This window comes from Oleiagrimonas sp. C23AA (assembly GCF_011759385.1).
Classification (GTDB): Bacteria; Pseudomonadota; Gammaproteobacteria; order Xanthomonadales; family Rhodanobacteraceae; genus Oleiagrimonas.
This window is the reverse complement of sequence record NZ_JAARLY010000002.1, coordinates 423,250-447,954: the sequence shown is the minus strand read 5'-3', so window position 1 is coordinate 447,954 and position 24,705 is coordinate 423,250. Positions and strand designations below refer to the sequence as shown.

Here is a 24,705-nt window from a genome sequence, read left to right as displayed (position 1 = left end):
CATCACCGGCCCGCCCAGATGTGGCGGCGCCGGCGCCAAAACAAAAGCCCGGTCCGCCAGCGGATCGGGCTTTTTCATGCCATCAGAATAACCAAACCAGCGACGCTTTCCTAAGCGTCTGCCGCCAGCCCGAGCATGCGGCTGTCAGGCCTGGCGGATATCGCCTCGTGCCGAAGCGTCGTCGTGATCGACCGGCTCTGCGCCGCGCTTGTGCGTGCCGGGCAACCGACCCGACCAGGTGCCAGCCAATGCAAGCAAAGCAGCCAAGGCCAACAGATACGGCCGCAAAGCCGCGCCAATCGCTGCGCCGCGCTGCGCGCCTTCATGGAAGTTGAGCGCCATCGAGCCGCCATGCGCCCAGCCGGCCGCAAACCCTTGCGTTACGCCAACACCGATGCCAATCAAGGCCGCGCCCACCACGTACAGCACCACAAACCACACCACACCCATCATCACACGCTTCATGTGTTACCCCTCGTCACGAGTGCCGGGCCACCCTGCCCGTTGGATACAAAGCGCCCCTCAACGCTTTATCGGGCCACTCTACGTCCGACAGACCGTCATTGCATGCTGCGGCGCGGCGCGTGTTCGCGCTGTAACTTGCGGCGCATGCCGGCGAGGCTGAGCGCACAGCCGTAAACCCGCCCGTCTTCCAGATACACACGTTGGCTGTCGAACCTGAGCGCACGCGCCCCCGGCGGATGCCAGCCGGCGCCATCCCAGCACCAGCGCGTGCCTGCCATGTGGGCGCGTACCGCGGACGCGCTGATGCCCTGCGAAGCATCCAGCGGCATCCAAGCGCGCATGCCGCCCAGCAGCGAAGGCAGCATGCCCGCCAGGGCTGACAAAGCCATGCCATGCGCATGCGCCGAAGGAACGGTCCAACCCAACCCAAGTACCAGCGCAGCCATCAGAAGGAAACACCCCACCCGATAGTGATCGGCCAGTTGCGCACCTAGAGGCAGCCAGCGAATCGATGGCGTTGCGCCGATCCGTTTCATGCCGTCGGGCGCTCCATCAACCGCCCTCGTACACGTTCGCGACGATAGCGGCGAACGAGGCCAAGCGTGCGATGCACCGACACGCCCAGCACGTAAGTGACGATGCCAAGGCCAATACACCCGGCCACGGTATCCAGTGGCCGGTCTCGGGTCACCATCAGCGCCACGCCCACCAGCAGCATCGGCAAGGCCAGCAGCAAGGTATCGCGCAGGGACCGACGCAGATTCAGGGGTTTGGCATGCTGTGCCATCAAGGCAGAAAACGCGTGCTCTCCGCACAGATAATTGACGATGAGAGCACCCTGGATATTGCTGGCGGCCGCGCAGCAGGACATCACAGCCACCACGATCCCCAGGCCTGGCGATATGAAGCCGGCCAGCGCCAACAGCACACTGGCCCAGGCGCACGGCCAGCCAAACCGGCGCACCAGCGCATTGCCTTCCAGCCGCAGTGAAGGCGTTTGCAGCCAGGTCGAGCCGAGGTCCAACAATCGCCCGACCAAGGCAAAAGCGACGGCCCACCACACATGGATGTCATCGACGTTCATACGCGAAACCTTCCGTGTTTCATGCCCACGCCCCGCGCAACCTGTGCTGTGCAACGTGCACAAGTGCGAAGCCTGATCCAAACCGAAGCCGACCCGCCTCACGACGGGCCGGCTTGCACCAGGACTTACTTCGGCGCAGGTCCCTGCACGGCGGTGACGAAGTCATTGGGACGGATGTACTTGGCGTAGGCGTCCTGTACCTGTTTGGCGGTCAGTCCGTAATAGGCCTCGGCCGCTACGTGCATGGCGTCCAGCGGCTTGCCCTCCAGCGACAGGCTGAGCAGTTGACCGGCGATGGAGCCGAAGCTCGATTCGCTCAGCGGAATCTGCCGCAGCATGATGCCCTTGGCCTGCTTGAGCTCCGACGCACTCACCGGCTCATCCTGCATGCGCTTCAAGTTGCTCACCACCAGCGAACGCGCTGCCGATACCTTGTCCGGATCGCAGCCAAACTGCACCGAATACATGCCACGGTTCTTGTCCAGACTGAAACCGGAACCCACGGTGTAGACCAGGCCGTGCTTTTCGCGCAGATCCTTGTACAGGCGCGAGGCATAGAAGCCGCCACCGAGCACCTTGTTACCCAGATTCAGGGCAAAGCGCTGCGGACTGTTCTCGGTCACATCCACCGTCTGCGCCATTTGCACGCTGTCCTGCACCGACGTCTTGTCAGGCGTATTGAACTGCGCAGGCTTGTTGGCCGGCACGGCGGCGTAATCAGTGTTGGGCTTGGCGCCACTGGCCTTCCAGCCACCGAAATACTTGGCCACCACCGCCTTGGCCTGCTCGGGCGTCACCTTGCCCACCACCACGATGGTGGTCATATCCGGACGGAAGGTCTTGGCGTAGTAATCCTTCACGTCACCAAGCGTCAGGCCCATCACCGAGTGCGGCGTGGCATGGCGCGTGGCCGGATCGTTCTTCGGATACAGCGCCTTGAGCATGTGCAGCGAATTGAGGAAGTCAGGTGACTGCAACTGACCGGCCACTACGCGGGCACTCTGCCGCTTGACGATCTGGAATGCCTTGGGCGGCAGCGCCGGCTTCAACTCGTTGGAGGCCAGCAGTTTGACGCCCTGATCGAAATGCGCCGCCGGCACCGCCAGGCTGAAGCCCGAACCGGCCGACTCATGCGCGGCGATCGCATCCAGCGCCTGCTGAAACTGGAGCCGGTTCATGTCTTTGGTGCCGAAGCTGAACAGGCGCTCCAGCACACTGGCCACACCGGCGTTGTCCTCGTCCGCCTGCAGGTGTTCGTTGGTCTTGATGCGACCGGCCACATACACCGTGTCACTCACCGTCTCCGGCTGCACAATCACACGCAGACCATTGGGCAGATGGAAATCGCTGGGCTTGAGTGCCGAATCGGGCACGTGCAGCTTGGCAAAGGCCTGCTGTGCCCACTCAGGCAGCACCACTGGCTTGTCCGGTGCAGAGCCGAAGCTTTCCGCGCCGCCAAAGCCCTTGCTCGAAACCGGCTTGCCCGAGCTTTCCGGGCTCAGCGTGGCGACCACGGCCTGGTTCTCCTTCAGCACGCGCGCCGCCAACGCATCGACCTTGGCCGGCGTGACCGCCTCGATCGCCTGACGTACCTGATCGGGCGAGGACATGCCCTGCTCGACAATGGCATCAGACCAGGCATTGGCCAGACCCGCCACCGAGTTCTTGTCGTACTCCAGATCGGCCAGCGCCTTGCGCTTGGCCGCCTCCACCAGCGCCGGATCAATACCTTTGGTCGCGGCTGCATGCAGGATGGCATCCATGCGTTTGCTGATGCCCTTCACCGGCGCGCCCTTCGGGAACACACCATAGGCGAACGCGATGCCGCCATGCGGCAGGAAGTTGGTGCCAAACCCACCGGCCAAGGCAGTGCCGTCCATGCCCATGCCGAACAAGGCCCCGCGCTGTGAGCCCAACGCCGCGCTCATCACCATGGCTGTGGCGTAGTCCGTCGAGGTCAACCCGGGCATGCGGTACGCCCGCAATTGGAAGCCGTAGGGGGTATCTGTCGGCATCGAGATCTGCTTTGACTTCACGTCTGTGAAATCAAAGCCAGGACGCTTGGGCACCGCGCGCGACGGAATGCTGCCAAAAAGCTGCTTGACCTCATCCAGTGTCTTGCTCGGATTGACGTCTCCGGCGATCACCAGCACCGCGTTGTTGGGGGTGTACCAGGTGTCGTGGAACTTCTTCAGCGCCGCGGCCGTGGTCTTGTTGAACGAGTCGCGCGTACCCAGTGGCGAATGCGCATAAGGCGTGCCGGAAAACAGCGCCTGGCGAATCTGCGTCTGCGCCTTGAACATCGGACTGGACAGATCGCGCGAGACCTCCTGCTCAATGGCACCGCGCTCGTCGTTCCACTCGGCCGCCTTCATGTCCACGCCGCGCATGCGCAGCGCATGCAGGCGCAGCGCGACGTCAAGATCCTGCTTGGGCACGGTGAAGTAGTAGCGCGTGGAGTCGTCCATGGTCTGGGCGTTGAAATTGCCGCCCATGTTGGCCGCCAGCGCGGAAATCTGGTCCTTGCTAAGTCCCGGACTGCCACGAAACATCATGTGCTCGACCGCGTGCGCGGTGCCCGGGAAACCTGCCGGCGTCTCACTGCCACCGGCGAGGTAGTTCATCTGTGTGGTCACCACCGGCGCAAGGTCATCGCGCACGATGACCACGCGCAGACCGTTCTTCAGCGTGGCGCGTGTCACATCCTGATCGTGCGCCTGAACCGCGCCGGCCGCACTGGCCGCGCCCAATGCCAGCGCAATGGCGCCAGCCAGTCGTACCACTTGCTTCATGAAACCGTCCTTTGTCGATGGGCTTGCCAATATCAGCCGGCGCCACCCATGGCCCCGGCCCATGAAGTACTCATATTGCTGTCACAGCATGGATCACGCAAGGCCAAAAGTCATGGAGCCAGATAAAGATTTATCGTCCACCATCGCCAAGAAAAGTTATATTTATAAATGCGCCTCATTGCACTTGAATAAGGCATGCGAATACAGGCTGATCCAAGAATAGCAAAAGGTTACCGCGCCAAAACCTCAAGACCAACTCCGCCAGCCTTGCGGATGCAATATCTACACTATTCACGATAAACGTGTCGCAGTGCAAATAGAACTAGGTCAAGCCTTGGCTTCATAGTCGGCACGAAGTGAGCTCAAGGCTGATCACTCTTTCGAAGATACATGCGCTTGTGTGAAAAATCGAACGTGACGATATAATTCTTAAGAAGACCACTACCTATATTGCCGCCAAATCGGCCAAATGCAAATGGTCCATCCTTGTCTACACTCAAATATAGATGCGGGCGCCTGATCGTGACATTACCTAGCCTAAGATATCTGCCAGTGGCACGGCGAGCGCGTAGTATCCCTCCTGCGCGCAAGGCGCTATCGGCCACTTCAGATGCATGGTAGCGCGTGTACAGATCATGCTTCTCAGCATAGGGAGTCAACATGATCACTGGCAGCCAGCTTCCCGTATCAATCCAGAACTTACTCTTGAGTCCATCAAGAACACCCTCAACTACGGGTAGCTTTGCAACAGCCCCATCTGACGTCGTGTAGAAGAAGCTCAAATCAATCGGCTCACCAGCACACTGGGGAAGGAATGACGACTTCCTGATGAAAGATATTAATTTATGGTAATAATCAATGGTCACAACAAAGTTATGGAAGGTTTTAGAACCTAAAATACCATCAACGACAGGGTATCCAAAAGGGGCTACGACAGGCATTGTTTTTTCTTTTATTTTTATATTTTTACCAAGCCGAAAATGTTTAACCTTAACGTAAGCCATGCGCCGCTTCGGGGTGGACAGATTTGGTTTAAATAAACGATGATGGACCATCATTCCGGCTTTGGCAGCAGCCCGCGGCGTCAGTGAGGTCCCGCCTCCCGTATCCAACAACATCAAAAGATCATGACCATCAACCTTGGCATTAACATATATTAGATTGTTTATAAAGCGAAAAGGAATGGCCTTGGCGCCATTTTTGTATGGCTTGTTCGTTTGCGGACAGCGGCCCTCCAAGGACTTCACTCCACCTTCGATTGCAAATCGATGAGCACCCCCGACTACGCCATAGGCCTTGCCTTTAGGTTCTTGCGTCGATTTACCTCTATGCTCCATAAATGGATGTTCGCCTACGCGTGTTGACGCTGCGACCTCACCCGGACGCGTCCACCCCAAAGCCTTTCCCATCGGCAGGATCGCTAATACACAAAAGAAAAAACAGGAAAAATGGATTTTTTCCATAACCACCCAACCACTCCATGGTCAATATCAAAAAACATCATCTTAAGTGGATTCGCGAAATAAAATGCACACGAAACCCTTTATATAACACGACCTAAACCCACTGACACCTTGCCCTAAAGTCAAAACTTAGCGTTGCGAGAGAGGAGAGCCAGGACTTCTCTTCGTGGAGAATAAGAAAACCCACCTATCGATGTTCATCGATACCGGTCATGGGATCGGCGAGAGGACCAATACCACCCAAGTTTTCCAGCCAGGCCGGTCCCTGCACCCACCACAGCCACAAACAGGTAGGTGTTGAATTTTATGGCGATATAGAGGACCACGCATATGGTGCACCAAACGGCCATGCATAGAATCTGCTCCTTTCTGACATCAAACATCACGAACTCCCTGCGAACATAAAATTTCTGGACGGGCAGCATATGCACGCACGCCTTTACGGAAACGACCGACAGCGGCATGGAGAAAGGCACTTTCCTTGACCAATTCAAACCCAGCGCCGTACTCGGGTGCAGTAGCTGGCATAGGCGGCACCGAAGCGGCGCGCCAGCAGGCGCTCTTCGCGTTGGATCTGGAAATAGCTGATCCACACCACGTAGACCAGCACACCCAGCCACGGCAGCAGGTGACCCAAGGCCAGCGCCCATGCGGTGATGATCACGGCGTGGCCCAGGTACATGGGATTGCGCGAGATGCGGTGCAGCTCACCCGTGACCAGCGCCTGGCTGCGCTCGGGATGCAACGGATTGACGGTGGTGCCGGCGCGGCGGAACGCGCGCTTGGGCCACAGGTTAAGCACCAGCCCCAGCGCCAACGCAGGCCACCCGAGCCACGCCGGCCACGGTAGCTCCGGTCCCGGATACAAGGCTGCCAGCGCCGTCATGACGAGCATCACCAGCAACATGATCACCGGCGGTGGCAGATACGCGATGCGCCTGAATGACCGAGGCCTCATGCGATAACCTCGTCGGCCTGAACCGGGTGGCGAATTTCCCGTCGTGGGCCACGGTGCTGATCGAATACCTGGCGATGGGCGCGCAAGCCACAGGCATCTTCACGCAGCGGATAGTCCCTCACCCAATCGAGCAGCATGCCAAGATTGGCCTGCTGGGCCTCGGCGCTGGCGTATTTGTGTGGCTCCCACGGGCGCCGCCGGCAGTGCTGCAGGCACGCCTCGATGCCGGGATTGAGGAACACCAGCAGCGTGTCGGCATCGGCGACCTCGCGCACCAGGTCGCCATAGCAGCCTTCCATGACCCAACGCGCATGCTGGGCCTGAAAGGCGTAAAGATGTTGGCGGCTTTGCGCCAATGGCATGCGCTGGGGTGGCGTGGCACCGGGTTGCCAGGCCAGCGTGTCCAGATCCAGGTGGGCCAACCGGTGACGCTCGGCCAGCGCCCGCGCCAGAGTGGATTTTCCGGCCCCGGAATTGCCATAGATAACGATGCGTCCCGGCATCCTTGCTGCCCCTTCCCTAGTCCATCGGTGTGCCGACCTCTAGCCCGGCCTTGCCCGACGTATGGGTGTCACCGTGGCACGCGCCAGCTTTTGCACACGGGGGTTATGCCACACCGCGACCAGCCAGAACAACGCGCCCGAGATCAGGCCGACGATGAGAAATACCCCGCCCCAGCGCATCGCCGCGGCCATGTTGGTAGCCAGACCGAACACCAGCACGCCCACGGCGGCCAGCCCCATCCCGGCCAGCAGACAACATCCAGCACCAAGATGACGACGCAGGGCCAAGAACAACGGCACACCGAAAATCACGCTTACACCCAGCGTTCCGGCAGCCACGCAGGCAAACCAGAAGCCGTTGTATCCATCCACCACCAGCCACTGCACCACCGGCAGCCAGAGTGCTGCGACAACAAACCCACACACGATGCGATACATCCCGACATCCTCCGCTTCGCGAAAGGGGGAACGTGCTCACTCCGTCGTGCCGGCCGCCACCTTCGCGCTGCGGCAAGCCTGACGGCTCCATGGGGGACTCTGAGAGCCACTATGGTCGCCCACGTGCGTCCACGCAATATGCTTCAGGCGCATGACACAGGTGCGACAAAAGAATTAGTAACCTGATCGGTTCAGATTCATTATGCTTAGCGTAGCCTTAGGCAGCCATCCCGGCTGGCCGTCCTGGTAACGCCGTACGCATGATCGAATTGAGCTCCAGCCAGCCGGTGGCATCAGGCCACTTGAGACTGGTGTATCAACATCCCGAACGTGATGACCTGCTGGTCAAGGTTTTCCGCGCCGATGTCGTCGCCGACCGCTGGCGGCGCGGCCGCTGGTACCGGCGCCTGGCACGGACCGGTCCGTATCAGGGGTTTGTGCGCGAGTTCAAGGAATACCTGGCGGCGCGCCATCACGCCCCCGACCGTCTGCCACCGATCGCCCGTGTCGTAGGCATCGTCGAAACCGACCTGGGCGTGGGCCAGGTCGTGGAAGCCGTGCGCGATGCCAATGGCTCGCTAGCTTGCACCCTAGCAGCCTGGGTACAGCGCGACGGCCTTACTCCGGAAATCCAAGCCTACCTGGATGATCTTCTGACGGGCCTGCTGACGCACAACGTGATTCTGGGCGATTTCCACCCCTGGAACCTGGTCTTTGGCACCGATTCGGCCGGTGGTCCCAGGCTGGTGATGATCGATGGCTTCGGCGAGAAGAACTTCATTCCGCACTGCTCCATGAGCCAGCGTCACAACGCCGCGCGCACGCGCCATAAATTCGCCAAGGTGATGGCGCGCCTGCGTACCATGGGGCCGACGCGGGTTGATAAGCGCCACGCCAGCGTGAACATTTGAGGCGTCAGTGCGCCGAAGCCCGCTCCGGTGCACGTGCATTGCGGCAGGCGGGTTTTACCGCGTCGCGGTCGAACAACCACCAGGTGGTGCGGTTGGCGGTGCCGATGAGACGCGTCTTGCCGGTATCGATGCACGCGCCCAGCGCATGTGTTTCGATCAGTACCCAGCGGGTGTGCGGCGCTTTCGCCTGCCAGCGCAAGGCATCGGACAGCTGCGCGGCGGGTGCGCGGGTAAAACCAAACTCAGCGACCGGATGATGCAACTGGTGGGCCTGGAACAGCAGTTCCTCGCGCCAGCCCACCAGCGCCAGCTGACCCTGCGGCCCGATGGCCTGGAAGGCGCTTTGCATGATCGCGCGTGTGCTCTGGTTGGCATCGAGCAGCGGGTAAGTGCCCATTACCCACACCACGCGCGCCACCAACATGCCCGCCAGCAGGGCAACGATGCCGCCACGCCGACGCATGGCCAGTGCAGTGGCGGCCAGCGACACTCCCACGGCCATCACTATCCACCACAACAGCTTGCCCTGCGCGGCCAGATCGTAGCTGGCGGCCAGGCGCCGCGCCGCCTTCGGATACACCAGCCAGGCATAGGCGCCACCCGCGATGTAAATCACCGCAGCGGCCACCAGCAGCCCCATGCACAGACGCTGCAACCAGCGTCTGGCCATTAGCTGCTGTGCGTAAGGCGCCAGCGCCAGCGCCACCATCGGCAGCACCGGCAGAACATAGACCGAACGCTTGCCCAGCGGAATGGAGAAAAACACCAACACCAGCGCCCACCACAGCAACGGCAGCAGCACGCGCGGCTCGCGTTCGCGCACTGCCTGGCGCCACAACGGCACGCAGGCCAGCGCCAGCAGACTCAAGGGAAACCATTCGGTCAGCATGACTTGCGCGAAAAACCAGACCGGCTCGGCATGCGCCCACGAATGCGCGTAGCGATCAGCAGTCTGGTGGAACAGGATGTCGTTGACGTAGGCCCGATAGTCCGGCTGGCCGGAGTGATAGGCCACCCACAACATCGGCCCCAGCCACAAGGCAATCGCCAGCAGGAAAGCCAGCGCGCCCAGCGCCCAGCGCCACCACGATCCGCGCATCATCACGGCGACCCCGCGCCAGCCACGCCAGCGAGCCAGTCCGTAGGGCAGCAGCATCAGCAACACCAGTACGCCCACGCCCTTGGTGATCACGCCCAAGCCGGCGGCAAAGCAGCCCAGCCAGAACGCGCCCCAGTGCGGCCCGCGCAGCAAATGCACCAGCAAGCCCCAGTTGCCCAGGGTGATCCAGAACATTTCCAGCGGATCGATCTGCGCCTGCTTCACCTCGCTGGTAAATTGCAGTGCACACAGCAACAGCGCGGCTGCAACCAGGCCCACGCGGGGACTCCACAGTCGACGTCCCAGGTCGTAGACCAGTGCCAACGTGCCCATGCCGGCGACCAGCGATGGCAACAGGAAGGCAATGCGCCAGCTGCGTACCAACTCGAAGCTCACCGCCTCCAGCCACATCAGCATCGGCGGCTTGTCGGCGTACAGCTCGATGCCACGGTGCGGAAACAGCCAGTGACCGGAATCCACCATCTGCTGCGCGACTAGCGCAAAACGCGGCTCGTCCGGCGGCCACGGGCCGCGAAGTCCAAGCCCCGCCGCCAGCACCACGAGGGCTATCAGCATGAACCAGTAAAGGGCACGGCGTGCGGCGGTGTCATCGGTCAGGGCTCGGAACATCAGCTTCTCATCCAGTGCAAGCACGCATGCTATGCGCAAATGCTCAATAAAACCTTGGTCATTTGCCTGAGTCCGGCCTGACCACCGCGGCGCGGCTTCGTTGTGGCCTTTGCGGGCGTTCGCTAATCTTTCACGATTCGCGTCTTTCGCGTAACCCTCGGGGATACCGGTTTTGAGTACACAGCCAGTCAGCAAGGACAGTCGGCACCCCCTGCTCGCTGCGCTGATCATCGCCATCGTCGTTGCCACCCTGAACTTTGGGTTGTGGTGGTGGGCCAACCGGCCCAATGGTCCGGAAAACTGGCACGGCCAGATTTCCGGTTTCGCCGTCAGCGCGTTCCAGCGCTACCAGAGCCCGCTGGCGCACAAGTTTCCCAGCGACAAGCAGATCGCCTCGGATCTGAAGCTGCTGTCCAAGTACACGCACCGCATCCGCACCTATTCGTCGCTGCAGAATCCGCAGATCTATCGTCTGGCCAAGGCACAGGGGCTGGACGTGATGGGCGGCGCCTGGATTGACCGGCGCAAGGCCCACGACAGCGCCGAACTGAACGCGCTGATCGCGCAGGCGCGGCGCTATCCGGACACCATCTCGCGCGTGCTGGTGGGCAACGAGGTGCTGCTGCGCGGCGACCTTAAGCCGGCCGAGCTGATGACGTACCTGGACCGCGCGCGCGCTGCGATCCGCCAGCCGGTGTCCACCGCCGAGCCCTGGCACATCTGGGAGAAATACCCGGAGCTGGCCCAGCACGTGGATTTCATCACCGTGCATCTGCTGCCCTACTGGGAAGGCATCGACCGCAAGGCGGCCATCGGTGACGTGCTGCAGCGCTATTACCACTTGAAGCAGCTGTTTCCGAACAAGCCCATCGTGGTCGGCGAAATCGGCTGGCCCTCCAATGGCGACCGTTTCAAATACGCCGATCCGTCCATTTCTAACGAAGCCATCTTCCTGCGCACCTGGTTCAACGTCGCGCGCGAGCGCGGCATCCAGTACTACGTGATGGAAGCGTTCGACCAGCCGTGGAAGGAAAACCTGGGCGAAGGCCGCACCGGCGCCTACTGGGGCATGTTCAACGCCGATCGCCAGCTGAAGTTCCCGTTCACCGGCCCGGTGACCGAAGACACCGCCTGGCCGTGGAAGGCGCTGGCCGCGGTGCTGCTGGCGTTCGCGCCGATGCTCTGGTTCGCCTTGCGCTTTGCGCGCTTCAAGCTGATGGGACGGCTGTTCTTCTGCGCGCTGATCCAGCTGGCGGCCGGGCTGATTGTTTGGTCGGCCACCTTGCCTTTCAACTTCTACCTGAGCCCCTTCGACTGGGCCATGCTGGTGCTGCTGTTCCCGGCGCAGATCGCCATTCTGGCCATTTTGCTGATCAATGGTTTCGAGTTCACCGAGGTGCTGTGGCGGCGGCGCTGGATTCGCCATGCCGGCCTGCTGGAGCCCGATCCGGCTGCGCGTCAGCCCTTCGTGTCCATCCACCTGGCCTGCTACAACGAGCCGCCGGAAATGGTGCAGGTCACACTCGATTCGCTGGCCGCGCTGGAGTACGACAACTTCGAAGTGCTGGTGATCGACAACAACACCAAGGACCCGAATGTCTGGAAACCGGTGGAGGCCTACTGCGAGAAGCTGGGCCCGCGCTTCCGCTTTTTCCATCTGGAACCGTGGCCCGGCTACAAGGCCGGCGCGCTCAATTTCGGCCTGAAAGAAACCGCGCCCGAGGCCGACGTCATCGCCGTGATCGACGCCGACTACGTGGTGCGCAAGGACTGGCTGTCGGGCCTGACCGGCTACTTCCACGATGACGAGGTGGCCGTGGTGCAGTGCCCGCAAGCCCATCGCGACTTCAACAAGAACACGTTCCGGCGCTGGACCGCCTGGGAGTACGACGGCTTCTTCCGCATCGGCATGCATCATCGCAACGAGCGCAACGCCATCATCCAGCACGGCACCATGACCATGGTGCGCCGCTCGGCGCTGGAAGGCACCGGCGGCTGGTCGGAATGGACCATCTGCGAAGATGCCGAACTGGGCCTGCGCCTGATGCACGCCGGCTACCAGCTGGTCTACGTGGACGAGCTGATGGGCAAGGGCCTGACCCCGGCCGACTTCAAGGCCTACAAGAGCCAGCGCTATCGCTGGGCCTTCGGCGCGATGCAGATTCTGAAAGGCCGCTGGGACTGGATGACCAAGCGCGGCCCGCTGTCGGGCGGTCAGCGCTTCCACTTCCTGACCGGCTGGTTCAGCTGGTTTGCCGATGCGCTGCACCTGATCTTCACCATGATGGCGCTGTTCTGGACCGCTGGCATGGTCGGGCTGCCGCAGTATTTCAGCCTGCCGATGCAGCTGTTCCTGATTCCGGTGATCGGCTTCTTCTTCGCCAAGGCCATCTTCGGCATCGTGCTGTATCGCGCCCGCGTGCCATGCAGCTGGCGCGACACCATCACCGCATCGATTGCCAGCATGGGCCTGTCGCATGCGATCGCGCGCGGCATCCTGCACGGCTTGACGCGCAAGAAGACCGCCTTCATCGTCACCGCCAAGAGCCGGCGCATGAGCGAGTCGGCCATGGCCGCCTTCGCGCCGGTGCGCGAGGAAGGCTTCATGGCCATCGCGCTACTGCTGGCGATCATCGGCATGGGCCTGACCTCGGGCAGCAGCTACATCGAGGGCAAGCTGTGGATGTGCATCCTGGCGGCGCAGTCCATTCCGTACGTGTCGGCCCTGGTCGGCGCCTGGGTGGCGCACACCTCCGGTGATGCCAGCGGCGAGTAACCAAGCCCCGTGCCACCGGCGTTAACCTGCCGCGCACATGCGACCGGGCATACTGATGGCCCGGTCGCCGGTCTGGCTCGATACCGACCGACCCCTCCACCACCCACATTCACCCATCACCTGTGACGCATGCGCCGATCCCACCGACGCCTACGCCCGATACTCTGCCTGCTGCTGGTGCTTATGCCGGCTTTGGCGCAGGCTGCCATGAAGGTGCAGGTACAGGGGCTGCCCGATGATTTGAAGGCCGTGGTGGTCAACAGCCTGTCGGCCAGCCAATACACCGGCCGCGACGTCAGCGCAGCACAGGCGCGGCGCCTGTATGAGCGCGCGCCCGGCCAGGTGCAGAGCGCGCTGCGCCCCTACGGTTACTTCGAAGCCCACGTCGATGGCGATCTCAAGCAGACCGGCGACAAGGACTGGACCATCACGCTGAAAGTCGATGCCGGCGAGCCGGTCAAGGTCACCGACATCGACATTCAGATGGACAAGCGCGCCCGCCACCTGCCCGCGGTGTGTCAGGCCATCCACAACTTCAGCCCCGGCAAGGGAGCGGTGCTCAACCAATCGCAGTACACCGCCTCGCGCGAGACCATTTCCAGCGCGCTGACCGCCACCGGTTTCCTGGATGCCAAGCTCACCGAGCACAAGGTGCTGGTCACCCGCGCCAACCACAGCGCGGTGGTGCATCTGCACTGGAAGGTCGGCAAGCGCTACCGCTTCGGCAAGGTCAGCTTTGAGGGCTCACAGTTCAAGGATGGCTTCCTGCAGCGCTACGTGCCGTTCAAGCGGGGTGACTATTTCGACCAGGACCAGCTGCTTGAACTGCAGCAGGCACTGATCGGCGCCGATTATTTCGCCGTGGTCAACGTCAACCCGGATGTGCAGGACGCTCACGGCGGCGTGGTGAATGTGGATGTTCAGCTGAAACCGGCCAAGCGCAGTGTCTACACTGGCGGCCCGTTCATCGGGACCGACACCGGTGCCGGCATCCGGCTGGGACTGGAGCGGCGCTGGGTCAATGATCGCGGCCACAAGTGGAAGAACGAACTGGTCGCCGCGCAGCGCCTGAAGACGCTGTCAACGCAGTACACCATTCCACTGCCCGGCGTGAATGCGCGCGCGCTCAACTTCGGCGCCAATTTCCGCGATGCCAATACCGACACCTCCAAGTCACGCACGCTGGAACTGGTCGGCAATGAAACCCGCCAGTGGCACGGCTGGCTGCGCACGGTGGGCGTGCATGCGCTTTCGGGCACCTTCACTGTCGGCAAGAAGGGGGGCGAAACTGACAACACGCTGGGCGTGGAGCGTGGCACCAGTACCCTGGTGTATCCGGAGGTCTCGCTGCAGAAAAAGCACGGCGCCAACCCCAACTTCGTGCGCCATGGTTGGTCGATCAGCCTGACTGCCCGCTCCACGGCCGGCACCCTGCTATCGGACACGCGCTTCTCGCAACTACTGGCCGATGCCAAATGGATTGACGCCTTCACTGCGCGCAACCGGCTGATCCTGCATGGCAGCGCCGGCACCACCTGGGTCGGCGACTTCTCGCAGCTGCCGCCGCAGCTTCGCTTCTTTGGCGGTGGTGATCGTTCCGTGCGCGGCTACGGCTACCAGAGCCTGGGACCGAGCAATCGCTACGATCGCGTCATCGGCGGGCGCAACCTGCTGGTCGGCGGCGCCACGGTCGAGCACTACTTCACCAAGGCCTGGGGCATCGCCGCCTTCGTCGATGCCGGCAATGCCTTCAATGGCACTGACTTTCGCCCGGCCGTTGGCGCCGGCCTGGGGGTACGCTGGCGCTCGCCGGTGGGCATGATCCGCGTCGACCTGGGCACGCCCATCCACAACAGCCGCGAACACGGCATCCAGTTGCACCTGGTGATAGGTCCGGATTTGTGAGTACGCCCAATACCGACAAGCAAGCCGCCACGCTGCGCCGCCGCTGGCCGCGCTGGTTGGGAGTGGGTGTGCTCGCCGTATTGGCGCTGCTGGCCGCGGCGCTGTTCTGGCTGCTGGGCACCGGCAGCGGGCTGCGTTTTGCGCTGGGGCAGGCCACGCGCCTGACCGATGGTGCGCTAAGCGTGAAACAGGCCAGCGGCAGCCTGGCCGGCCCCACCGAACTCAAGGGCCTGCGTTACCGCACTGCCGATGGGCTGGATGTGCGCGTGGACCATGCGCGTGTCGATATCGGCATCTGGTCGCTGCTGGCCGAGCATGTTCACGTGCAGCGCCTGCAAGCCGGCGACATCCGCGTGGCACTGCCCAAGGCTGCGCCGCCCAAGCCGGAACAGAAAAGCACCCGTTTCTCGTTGCGTGCGCCACTGAACATCCAGATCGACAGCGCGCACATCGGCCACACCGAGGTCACCCAGGCCGGGCAAAGCCTGTTCGTGGCCAACTCGCTGGATCTTGCCGGCAAATGGACGGCGCAAACTGCACAGGTGCGCACGCTGAAACTGGTCACCCCGCAAGGCCACGTCAGCCTGCACGGGCAGATGGGCTTCGACAGCGGCTACCCCGGTCAGCTGAACGGCGATTTCCGCTGGAAAACCGGCAAGAACACGCTGGACGGCACGCTGACCGTGCGCAGCGACCGGCGTACCGCCACGCTGGACATGGCGCTCACCCAGCCGACCCGCACCACCCTGAGCCTGAGATTGAACCAGGCCGCGGGCGACACCTGGACCGCCGCGCTGGAGGTACCGCGTTTTGATCCGTCCCAGTTGCTGGGGCCTGGCGACATCCAGCACTTGGCGCTATCACTGCACGGCCATGGCGATGGCCGCCGCGGCCAGTTCAACGGCCAGATCACCATCAACGGCACACGCATCGATCTGACGCCGATGGACCTGGCGCTGGACAAGCAAGGCAACACGCTCAGCCTGGACCCGCTCACCGTGCGCTCGCCACAGGTACCCGGCCAGCTGACCGCGCGCGGTCAGGTACACCTGGATACCAGCCCCATCAGCGCGCAACTGGCGCTGGACTGGCAGGGCGTGCAGCTGCCGGCCACGCTGGCCGGCCAGCGTCTGGATACCCACGGCAAGCTCCAGGTGCACGGCACGCCGGCTCAGTTTGCCGCCAAGGGCGATATCGCCATCGGTCCGCCCAAGCAGCTGGCGCAGGTGGCGCTGGATATCAGCGGCTCGCCCTCGCACATCGACATCACCACGCTGCAGGTCAAGCAGCCCAAGGGCGAGCTTTCCGCCCATGGCGCGCTGGACCTGGGCACGCCGTTCGGCTGGCAGCTCACGGCCACCGCGCACCAGTTCAACCCCGGCCAGCTGTTTGCCGGCTGGAGCGGCGCGCTCAATGCCGACCTTCGCACCCACGGCAAGCTGGGCCCCGACACCCGCCAGGGCGTGCTGGAACTCAAGAAGCTCGACGGCACGCTGCGCCAGCGCAAACTGGCCGGTCACGGCACGCTGACGCTGGACAACCAGGGCGTGGTCAGCGGCGAGCTGGCGCTGAATTCGGGCCGCAGCCGGGTGCATGTGAACGCCGCCAAGGGTGCACGCAATCGTGTGCGCATGCAGTTGCAGGTGGCCTCGCTGGGCGATTGGCTGCCCGATGCGCAAGGCCATATCGACGGCCACATCGATGTGAGCGGCTTGTGGCCATCGCTGGCCGTGCGCGCGCAGCTGAGCGGCAACGGTCTGGTCTATGCCGACCAGCGCATCAAGTCGCTGCACCTGGATGCACACATGCCCAACACGCAAAAACCTGGCGGCGACATCGACCTTCGCGCCGCCGATGCCTATGTCGGCGGCCTGCACTTTGACACCGTCGCCATCAGCGGCCACGGCAACCCGTCGCAACATTCGCTCAAGCTGGACGCCAAGGGCCAGCCGCTGACGCTGCACCTGGCGCTCAGCGGCTCGCAGCAGGCCAAGCAGTGGCATGGCCGCCTGCAGACCTTGACGCTGGATGCGCAGGGCCTGCCCACCTGGCGCCTGACGCAGCCGGCGGCGATGAGCTGGAACGGCAAGGGTTTCTCACTGGATCAGGCCTGCCTTTCGGCCGGCTCGCCGCAGCTGTGCCTGGCCGCCGACAGCCAACCCGATGGCAGCCTGAAAGCCAGCTACCGACTGCGCGCGCTGCCGCTGGCGCTGCTCACCACATTGGCCGGCGACGACCTGCCGGTGCGCGCCGAAGGCACGCTCAACGGCCAGGGCCACATCACCCGCAGTGCCAAGGGCGTGCTCGGCGGCCAGGCCGAGATCGACTCGGACAAGGGCAGCGTCGCCTACATCGATCACCCCGGCCAACCGCTGCTGCGCTATTCGCAGTTCAAGGCCCATGCCGACCTCAACGCGCAGGGCCAGCAGCTGCGCGTCAGCGCCAACCTCAACGATGGCGGCCATCTGGCCGGCCAGGTCACCTTGCAGGGCAAGAACAACGCGCTCAACGGCGAGGTGCAGCTCGACTTGAAGCACCTGGCCTTCGTCGAGCTGCTCAGCGCCGAAGTGGCCAACGTGAAAGGCCAGCTCGATGCCGACCTGAAGCTGGCCGGCACCCTGGCCAAGCCGGTGCTGGGCGGCCACGCCCAGGTGCAGGGGCTGGGCATGGAAATCCCCGCCGCCGGCATCACCCTGGCCGATGGTCAGTTCCGTGTTGCCACCGGCGACCAGCAGCAACTGACCGTGCAGGGTCACATCACCTCCGGCAAGGGCCAGCTGAAAGTCGACGGCCAGGCCGGCCTCGCGCCCGGTTCCACCGCCACCCTGCATGTCAGCGGCGAGCAGGTCACCGCGGCCGACATCCCGGCCGCGCGCGTGATCATCTCGCCCGACCTGAAACTCAGCCAGGACAAGAGCGGCCTGGATGTCACCGGCACGCTGCATATCGATAGCGCCAATGTCGACCTCAACAAGCTGCCCGGCGCCGGTGCCGCGCAAAGCTCGCCGGACGTGGTGGTGGTCGACGAGAAACAACAGGCCCAGCGCGCGCAGTCCATGCCGATCAGCGCCAAAGTGATGGTGCAGCTGGGCGATCACACCCACCTGAAAGGCTTTGGCCTCAACGGCCGCCTTTACGGTGCGCTGCGCGTCAACGAGGCACCGGGCCACGCCACCACCGGCCAGGGCCAGGTGCAGGTGGACGGCACCTACCGTGCCTACGGGCAGGACCTTACCATCAGCCAGGGCCGCCTGCTGTTTGCCGGCACGCCCATCAACAACCCCGGCCTGGATATTCGCGCGGTACGCAAGCTCAACCCCAACGCCACCATCGACCAGGGCCAGGAAGTGGGTCTGCAGATTCGCGGCACCGCGCAACGCCCGATCATGACCGTGTTCTCCAACCCGGCCATGGAACAGTCCGACGCGCTGTCCTACATGATCACCGGCAAGCCGCTGTCACAGGTGCGCGGCGGCGAAGGCAGCATGGTCACCGGCGCCGCCCAGGCACTGGGCTCAGCCGCTGGCGACCTGCTCGCCAAACGCGTCGGCTCGCGTATCGGCATCGACCAGATCGGCGTCTCCAACAACGACGCCCTGGGCGGCGCCTCGGCCTTCACCGTCGGCAAATACCTCTCGCCCCGCCTGTACCTGAGCTACGGCGTCGGCCTGTTCGAACCCGGCCAGGTCATCACCATGCGCTACCGACTGAGCCACCGCTGGAACATCGAGATCGAAAACGCCACCGACTTCAATCGGGCGAGTTTGAATTATCGGTTGGAGAAGTAGACGGCAAGTGGCGTGGATATCTGGTAATGCGCTTGGGGCGGGAATCAGCTAGGAGCGGAAGCTCGGCAATTATCCTGAAAATTCAAATTTCCGCCCGCAAGATGATCAAACTGACCCTAAATGACTTCCACCGACCAGCCCCGTTGCCTGGCGAGAGCGAGTAGGCCTGACGCACCAACCATGTGATAAAGGCCAACGACAATCAGAGGTGTGCCCGGAGTGTCGAGCATCATTTCAAGGCGAGGCAGCCAGGCGCGGTTTCGCGCGAAAGTGAGCCGCCTCGCCAACTCCGGGTAGGCAAGTTCGTACTTCGCCACTTCTGCCTCTGCCGGCGCGCGTTGGCCCGCGCCCCAGGCCTTGAAAATGCGGGCATCGGCTGCCGGACCCGCGAGCACCTCGTCTAGCACGTAGCGCAAGAATTGCGTGTTCTGCAATGGTGTCATCGCACCGAACCAGGCAAAGACATCATCCTTATCCTTGAACTCGCAATGCCAGGGCATGCCCGCGCGCACCGCACGCTTGGTGAGCACCTCGCGAGCGGATTTTCCTTTCCAGCCCGACACTCGGTAGAAGCTTTCCTGGAGCAGTGAGCCAACAATCCATGGTTCATATGGAGCGAGCTCCTCAAGCTTCACCTTGCAGTCGGCAGCGGCCCTGGCCAAACGGGCGTTGTCCCGCACGTCCAGCCAGGCCTTGAGTGGCCGCTTGACGTCGATGCCATAGCGCTGAATGAGCGTAGCCTGAGACTGCCTGTAGACATTGTTGGTCTCGGTCCAGATAGAGGAGCAACGCGGCAGCAATCGCTCGATACGCGCGTCATGCCAGTCCGTCGCCTGCGGCGGCGTTTCAGCGGTGAGATAGATGCTTCTGCCGCCACGCCGGATCGACCAGAGTGGCCAGTGATGCACGATAGGTTTTGCCAGCAAGGCAAACGGCTGCAAGCCGCCGATGCCAAGAGAGGTTGTTCCAGCCAGCATGCGGACGAACTTGCGGCGACGAATGTTGACGATATCCATGTTCGCACCTCATTCCCGCAGCCAAGGTACGTCAGAGGAATGCTAGGCCGCCCTCATTTGGCTCGACAGTGCTGGAAGATACTGTGTCGGACGTCATGCCTCGGGTTTCCGATGGGATCTCATTTAGTCATCGGGAGACCGCTCTGGGTCGAATCCCGCCGTTGGTAGCCCTCCCAAAGCCAGGGCTTGATACCGATCAACACTCCAAGCGGCCTAATGCGTGACAACGAACGCCGTGTGGTAGCGGAGTCGGGACATGCAGGCGGACATCGGGATTCGGGCTTGCCGGCGTTTCTCTGAGCAGGAGGGCGCACCAGCAGTAGCCAAGTCGTCGGGGGCATGGAATCCCGCCTCACAGGTTTACGCAGCGCCCTTCCCTGCATCCAACACGCACCTGTCAGAGCGCATTGATACAGCACGGACAAGGCGCTCCGTGCACCAAGCCTCGGCTCGACATCCGGGTGCGCCATGAATGCACTGACACTGTCTTGGCTGCTGTTTGCGTTGTGTGTGGCGCTGATCGGTGCGGCAGGTCCGGTGTTGTCGCGCAACGCCGATGTGATTGCCGAGGAGACCGGCGTTTCCGGCAGTTGGATAGGTTTGGTGGTGCTGGCCTCGGTGACCTCGTTGCCGGAGCTGGTGCTGGGCGCCAGCGCAATTGGCTTGGCGCACCGGCCGGACATTGCCATTGGCGATGCGCTGGGCAGCTGCGTGTTCAATCTTGCGCTGGTGGCCGTGCTGGATATGGCGTTGCGTGGGCCGGGACTGTTTCAGGTGGCCAGTCGTCGCCATCTGCTGTCGGCCGCGTTCGGCGTGTTGCTGATCGGCGTGGTGGCGGTGGCCCTGCTGCTGCCATCCGGGGCGACGGGCCCGACGTTGGGCCATGTGGGGCTGATCAGCCCGCTGTTGTTGCTGCTGTATGCGGTGGCCATGCGCAGTCTGTTTCGACATGGCGGCCAGGACCGGCACCCGGCCAGCGCACCGACACCCAGAAGCCGCTCGCGCCTGCATGGCGCCATTGCTCGCTACGTGGGTGGCGCGGTGGTGATCGTGGGCTCCGGCATTGGTTTGTCGCTGGCGGCCGAGCGCGTGGCCGAGCTGATGGGCTGGCAGATGAGCTTCATGGGCTCGCTGTTCGTGGCCGGCGCCACCTCCATGCCGGAGCTGGTGGTGACGCTGGCGGCGGTGCGCATGGGCGCGCTGGACATGGCGATGGCCAACCTGCTGGGCAGCAACCTGTTCGATATGGTCATTGTCGCCATTGACGACCTGCTGTTCATGGATGGTCCGGTGCTGCGCCACGTGGCGCCCGCGCATGCGCTGTCGGCGGTCATCGCCATGGGGATGACGGCGCTGGTGATGCTTGGCCTGGTCAGCCGTCCCGGCGGGCGCCTGCTGCGCGTGGGATGGATCGATGTCGGCCTGATCGGCGGCTATGTGCTGAACCTTTTCGCGCTGTACCGGGATACCTGACGCCATGCGACGCACAAGGCGACAGGCCGCGCCGACCACGCCAGCCACCACCGAGCCTGCCTGGCACACGCTGGACGCGCAGGAAGCCGTGCACCGGCTGGAATCGCATGCCAGCCACGGCCTGACGCCGCAGGACGCACAAGCGCGACTGGCCAGCCATGGCGTCAACCAGATTCGCCAGGCCAGCCGGCGCGGTGTCTTGCGTTTGGCGCTGGCGCAGTTCACCGACCTGATGGTGCTGATTCTGCTGGCGGCGGCGGGCGTGGCGGCGCTGGCCGGCGATACGCTGGACGCCAGCGTGATTCTGGCGATTGTGGTGCTCAACGCCGGTATCGGCTGGCTGCAGTCGGTACGCGCCGAGCGCGCCATCGAGGAACTGCGCCGGCTGGCCGCGCTGCACGCGCAGGTGGTGCGCGGCGGGGAGACGCAGGATATCGCCGCCGCCCAGCTGGTGCCGGGCGACCTTGTGGTGCTGGAGGCCGGCGCCGCGGTACCGGCCGATATCCGGCTGCTGTCGGCGCATCAGTTGCGCATCGACGAGTCGGCGCTGACCGGTGAATCGGTGCCGGTGGACAAGACCACGGCCGCGCTGCACGACCCGGCCCAGCCGCTGGCCGAACGCACCTGCATGGTGTTCAAGGGCTCGGCCGTCAGCCACGGACGCGGCCGCGGCGTGGTGGTCGCCACTGGCATGCACACCGAACTGGGGCACATTGCCAGCCTGCTGGCCGCCGTGCCGCCGGCACCCACGCCACTGCAACGGCGCCTGGCACGCTTTGGCCGGCAACTGGCGCTGGCCGTGCTGGGCATCTGCCTGCTGGTGTTCGCCACCGGCCTGCTGCGCGGCGAGCCGCCAGTGCTGATGCTGCTGACCGCGCTCAGCCTGGCGGTGGCGGCCATTCCCGAAGCGCTGCCGGCGGTGGTGACCATGATGCTGGCGCTGGGCACGCGCAGCATGGCCGCGCGCCACGCGCTGGTGCGGCGGCTGCCGGCGGTGGAGACGCTGGGCTCGGTCAGCTGCATCTGCACCGACAAGACCGGCACGCTCACCTGCAACGTGATGCAGCTGGCCGAACTGACCCTGGGCGCGGCCACCGATCGGCTGGCGCAAGCGGATGGTTTCCCGGCTGCCGCCAAAGCGCTGCTGCGCGCCGCCGCGTTGTGCAATGACGCCCACGCCGCCGCCGATGGCGATGTTACCGGCGACCCTACCGAAGTGGCCTTGTGGCGGGCCGCCGACAACGCCGGATTGCACAAGACAGCGCTGGAACATCACGCGCCGCGCAGCCGCGAATTGCCGTTCGATGCCGACCGCAAGCGCATGACCACCGTTCACCACGTGCCGCATCACGGCTACATGGCCTACACCAAGGGCGCGCCCGAAAGCATGCTGGAGCGCTGCACCCGTGCCGGCGGCCAGCCGTTGGACGCGCCCACCCGCGAGGCGTTGCTGACGCTGGCCGGAGAAATGGCCGCCGACGGTCTGCGCGTGATGGCGCTGGCGCAACGCGCCTGGCCGGCGCTGCCCCAGGTGCAGGCCGACGAAGTGGAACGCGACATGGAGCTGCTGGGCCTGGTCGGTCTGCAAGACCCGCCGCGCCCCGAAGCCGGCGCCGCGGTGGCAACCTGCCGCACGGCCGGCATCGAGCCGGTGATGATTACCGGCGATCACCCGGCCACGGCCAAGGCCATCGCCCAGCAGCTTGGCATGTTCAATCCCGGCGAACGGGTGCTGACCGGGCGCGACCTGGGCGCGCTTTCCGATGAACGGCTGGCCGCCATGGTCGACAGCGTGCGCATTTACGCGCGGGTGGACCCGGCACAGAAAATCCGCATTGTGCGCGCCATTGCCGGCCACGGCCGTTACGTGGCGATGACCGGCGATGGCGTCAACGACGCACCGGCACTGGCGGCCGCCGATATTGGTGTGGCCATGGGTCGCGGTGGCACCGATGTGGCGCGCGAGGCGGCCAGCCTGGTGCTGCTGGACGACAACTTCGCCACCATTGTCGCCGCCGTGGAGGAAGGCCGGCGCATCTTCGACAACGTGCGCAAATTCGTGCGTTACGTGCTGGGCTGCAACTCGGCGGAGATTCTGGTGATCTTGCTGGCGCCGCTGCTGGGTCTGCCCACGCCGCTGCTGCCCAGCCACATTCTCTGGATCAATCTGGTGACCGATGGTCTGCCGGGACTGGCGCTGGCCACCGAACCGGCCGAACGCGGCATCATGCGCCGCCCGCCGCGGCCGCCCCGCGAAAGTCTGTTCGCCGGCGGCACCTGGCAGCACATTGTGTGGGCCGGGCTGGCCATGGCGGTGGCCACGCTGCTGACGCAAGCCGGCGCGGTCACCTACGATGTCGCGCACTGGCAGACCATGACCTTCACGGTGCTGGCGCTGGCCCAGCTGGGGCAAGCGATGGTGGTGCGCAGCGAACACAGCTCGCTGTTTGCGCACGGTTTCACCTCCAACCGCCCGATGCTGCTGGCGCTGGCCGTGACCGTGGCGTTGCAACTGCTGGCCATCTACCTGCCAATCGGCAACCGGCTGCTGCACACCGCGCCACTTTCGGCCAGCGAGATGGTGCTGTGCATCGTGGTGGCGTTGCTGCCCTCGGCGCTGATCGAGCTGATCAAAAGCCTGCGAACGATGCGGCGTTCGTCAGCGCCCGCGACCGAATAGGCGCGGGAGAGGATTCACCAGCTTTGCGCCTGCTGGCCCCAGCTGACCAGCGCCCAGACCAGCGCAGCACACACCAGCACGGTCAGCAGCGCCCACCACGGGGAACTAAGGCGCGTGCCAACCGACGCGCGACCGCCGTTGAGCATCGGTGCAATCAGCTTGCGGCGCAGCACCAGAGCGTAGAACAGCACGGCGGCCAGATGCAGGCCAATCAGCACCAGCACAATGGTCTGATTGACCACATGGATGGAGGTCATCACCGACACCACACGATCGCTGACGCGGCCGCTCAGCGGACCGAAGTTGAGAATCTCGTCGCTGGAGAACAAGCCGCTTATCGCCTGCACCAGCAAACTGGCGAGCATGGCCAGCACCGACCAGCCACCCAGCGGATTGTGGCCCGGCGTCGCCTTGCCTTGACCGCGCGATGATTTGCGCAAATAAGCGATCACCGCGCGCGGACCGCGCACAAAATCGGCAAAGCGGCTGGTGCCCGAACCGTAGATGCCCCAGCCGATGCGAAACGCAATCAGCGCCAACGTGGCGTAACCACACCAGAAGTGCCAGCGCATGCTCAGCCAGCCCCACTCGGCCGTGCCGTATTGCATCAGCACCAGCGTGGCCAGCAGCCAGTGGAATGCGCGTGTGGGCAGATCCCAGATCAATGACGATGAGCGCGACATGGACACGACAGCAGCTAGGGCACTGCCCGCAGTGTAGCCGG

General features: G+C 63.8%; 17 protein-coding genes. 6 read left to right on the top strand and 11 right to left on the bottom strand.

Annotation, left to right across the window (positions count from 1 at the left end):
• Window positions 1-144: 144 nt before the first annotated feature.
• From HBF24_RS04970 to HBF24_RS04935, 8 genes are all read right to left on the bottom strand, one after another.
• Window positions 145-465: a hypothetical protein gene (locus HBF24_RS04970; RefSeq protein WP_167169818.1), complete on the bottom strand. Its 321-nt coding sequence runs from the start codon at window positions 463-465 to the stop codon at window positions 145-147.
• Between the two features lie 95 nt (window positions 466-560).
• Window positions 561-1,001: a hypothetical protein gene (locus tag HBF24_RS04965; protein ID WP_167169815.1), complete on the bottom strand. Its 441-nt coding sequence runs from the start codon at window positions 999-1,001 to the stop codon at window positions 561-563.
• Entirely contained in the window at window positions 998-1,549 is a 552-nt protein-coding gene (locus HBF24_RS04960; RefSeq protein ID WP_167169812.1) for a hypothetical protein, read from the bottom strand. Before HBF24_RS04960 ends, HBF24_RS04965 begins: the two co-directional genes overlap by 4 nt.
• A gap of 125 nt (window positions 1,550-1,674) precedes the next feature.
• On the bottom strand, window positions 1,675-4,341 hold the full coding sequence (locus HBF24_RS04955) for a pitrilysin family protein (protein ID WP_167169810.1): 2,667 nt from the start codon (window positions 4,339-4,341) through the stop codon (window positions 1,675-1,677).
• A gap of 362 nt (window positions 4,342-4,703) precedes the next feature.
• Window positions 4,704-5,804 (bottom strand): retropepsin-like aspartic protease, encoded by a 1,101-nt coding sequence (locus HBF24_RS04950; RefSeq protein WP_167169807.1) that lies wholly within the window; start codon window positions 5,802-5,804, stop codon window positions 4,704-4,706.
• A 490-nt stretch (window positions 5,805-6,294) separates the two neighbouring features.
• On the bottom strand, window positions 6,295-6,762 hold the full coding sequence (locus HBF24_RS04945) for an isoprenylcysteine carboxylmethyltransferase family protein (RefSeq protein ID WP_240922198.1): 468 nt from the start codon (window positions 6,760-6,762) through the stop codon (window positions 6,295-6,297).
• On the bottom strand, window positions 6,759-7,265 hold the full coding sequence (locus HBF24_RS04940; RefSeq protein ID WP_167169804.1) for a shikimate kinase: 507 nt from the start codon (window positions 7,263-7,265) through the stop codon (window positions 6,759-6,761). The genes HBF24_RS04945 and HBF24_RS04940 overlap by 4 nt, the downstream gene beginning before the upstream one ends.
• Window positions 7,266-7,304: 39 nt before the next feature.
• The gene (locus HBF24_RS04935; protein ID WP_167169802.1) at window positions 7,305-7,703 is read right to left on the bottom strand and encodes a hypothetical protein; all 399 of its coding nucleotides are present in this window, start codon (window positions 7,701-7,703) and stop codon (window positions 7,305-7,307) included.
• Window positions 7,704-7,963: 260 nt separating this feature from the next.
• Between HBF24_RS04935 and HBF24_RS04930 the strand changes: the two genes are divergently transcribed.
• Window positions 7,964-8,614 (top strand): YrbL family protein, encoded by a 651-nt coding sequence (locus HBF24_RS04930; protein WP_167169799.1) that lies wholly within the window; start codon window positions 7,964-7,966, stop codon window positions 8,612-8,614.
• Window positions 8,615-8,618: 4 nt separating this feature from the next.
• Here HBF24_RS04930 and HBF24_RS04925 read toward each other — a convergent pair whose 3' ends face one another.
• The gene (locus HBF24_RS04925) at window positions 8,619-10,343 is read right to left on the bottom strand and encodes a glycosyltransferase family 39 protein (protein ID WP_167169796.1); all 1,725 of its coding nucleotides are present in this window, start codon (window positions 10,341-10,343) and stop codon (window positions 8,619-8,621) included.
• Between the two features lie 172 nt (window positions 10,344-10,515).
• On the opposite strand from HBF24_RS04925, the gene HBF24_RS04920 reads away from it, so the two are divergent.
• The 3 genes from HBF24_RS04920 (at window position 10,516) to HBF24_RS04910 (ending at window position 18,812) form a co-directional block, all read left to right on the top strand.
• On the top strand, window positions 10,516-13,119 hold the full coding sequence (locus HBF24_RS04920) for a glycosyltransferase (protein WP_167169794.1): 2,604 nt from the start codon (window positions 10,516-10,518) through the stop codon (window positions 13,117-13,119).
• A gap of 207 nt (window positions 13,120-13,326) precedes the next feature.
• Entirely contained in the window at window positions 13,327-15,024 is a 1,698-nt protein-coding gene (locus tag HBF24_RS04915; RefSeq protein WP_240922194.1) for an autotransporter assembly complex family protein, read from the top strand.
• A complete protein-coding gene (locus tag HBF24_RS04910; RefSeq protein ID WP_343162715.1) occupies window positions 15,021-18,812 on the top strand; it encodes a translocation/assembly module TamB domain-containing protein in 3,792 nt (1,263 codons plus the stop codon). The genes HBF24_RS04915 and HBF24_RS04910 overlap by 4 nt, the downstream gene beginning before the upstream one ends.
• Before the next feature lie 116 nt (window positions 18,813-18,928).
• Here HBF24_RS04910 and HBF24_RS04905 read toward each other — a convergent pair whose 3' ends face one another.
• On the bottom strand, window positions 18,929-19,828 hold the full coding sequence (locus HBF24_RS04905) for a TraB/GumN family protein (protein WP_167169788.1): 900 nt from the start codon (window positions 19,826-19,828) through the stop codon (window positions 18,929-18,931).
• A gap of 468 nt (window positions 19,829-20,296) precedes the next feature.
• Here HBF24_RS04905 and HBF24_RS04900 point away from each other — a divergent pair, with 468 nt between their 5' ends.
• Together HBF24_RS04900 and HBF24_RS04895 are read left to right on the top strand one after the other, a co-directional pair.
• Window positions 20,297-21,301: a sodium:calcium antiporter gene (locus tag HBF24_RS04900; RefSeq protein ID WP_167169785.1), complete on the top strand. Its 1,005-nt coding sequence runs from the start codon at window positions 20,297-20,299 to the stop codon at window positions 21,299-21,301.
• Between the two features lie 4 nt (window positions 21,302-21,305).
• Window positions 21,306-23,981 (top strand): cation-translocating P-type ATPase, encoded by a 2,676-nt coding sequence (locus HBF24_RS04895; RefSeq protein WP_167169784.1) that lies wholly within the window; start codon window positions 21,306-21,308, stop codon window positions 23,979-23,981.
• A gap of 14 nt (window positions 23,982-23,995) precedes the next feature.
• Here HBF24_RS04895 and HBF24_RS04890 read toward each other — a convergent pair whose 3' ends face one another.
• A complete protein-coding gene (locus HBF24_RS04890) occupies window positions 23,996-24,664 on the bottom strand; it encodes a cytochrome b/b6 domain-containing protein (protein WP_167169781.1) in 669 nt (222 codons plus the stop codon).
• Window positions 24,665-24,705: the final 41 nt, after the last annotated feature.

Coding starts and splice junctions, on each gene's coding strand:
- HBF24_RS04970 (WP_167169818.1), bottom strand. CDS start 465: ATGAAGCGTGTGATGATGGGTGTGGTGTGGTTTGTGGTGCTGTACGTG.
- HBF24_RS04965 (WP_167169815.1), bottom strand. CDS start 1,001: ATGAAACGGATCGGCGCAACGCCATCGATTCGCTGGCTGCCTCTAGGT.
- HBF24_RS04960 (WP_167169812.1), bottom strand. CDS start 1,549: ATGAACGTCGATGACATCCATGTGTGGTGGGCCGTCGCTTTTGCCTTG.
- HBF24_RS04955 (WP_167169810.1), bottom strand. CDS start 4,341: ATGAAGCAAGTGGTACGACTGGCTGGCGCCATTGCGCTGGCATTGGGC.
- HBF24_RS04950 (WP_167169807.1), bottom strand. CDS start 5,804: ATGGAAAAAATCCATTTTTCCTGTTTTTTCTTTTGTGTATTAGCGATC.
- HBF24_RS04945 (WP_240922198.1), bottom strand. CDS start 6,762: ATGAGGCCTCGGTCATTCAGGCGCATCGCGTATCTGCCACCGCCGGTG.
- HBF24_RS04940 (WP_167169804.1), bottom strand. CDS start 7,265: ATGCCGGGACGCATCGTTATCTATGGCAATTCCGGGGCCGGAAAATCC.
- HBF24_RS04935 (WP_167169802.1), bottom strand. CDS start 7,703: ATGTATCGCATCGTGTGTGGGTTTGTTGTCGCAGCACTCTGGCTGCCG.
- HBF24_RS04930 (WP_167169799.1), top strand. CDS start 7,964: ATGATCGAATTGAGCTCCAGCCAGCCGGTGGCATCAGGCCACTTGAGA.
- HBF24_RS04925 (WP_167169796.1), bottom strand. CDS start 10,343: ATGTTCCGAGCCCTGACCGATGACACCGCCGCACGCCGTGCCCTTTAC.
- HBF24_RS04915 (WP_240922194.1), top strand. CDS start 13,327: ATGAAGGTGCAGGTACAGGGGCTGCCCGATGATTTGAAGGCCGTGGTG.
- HBF24_RS04905 (WP_167169788.1), bottom strand. CDS start 19,828: ATGGATATCGTCAACATTCGTCGCCGCAAGTTCGTCCGCATGCTGGCT.
- HBF24_RS04900 (WP_167169785.1), top strand. CDS start 20,297: ATGAATGCACTGACACTGTCTTGGCTGCTGTTTGCGTTGTGTGTGGCG.
- HBF24_RS04895 (WP_167169784.1), top strand. CDS start 21,306: ATGCGACGCACAAGGCGACAGGCCGCGCCGACCACGCCAGCCACCACC.
- HBF24_RS04890 (WP_167169781.1), bottom strand. CDS start 24,664: ATGTCGCGCTCATCGTCATTGATCTGGGATCTGCCCACACGCGCATTC.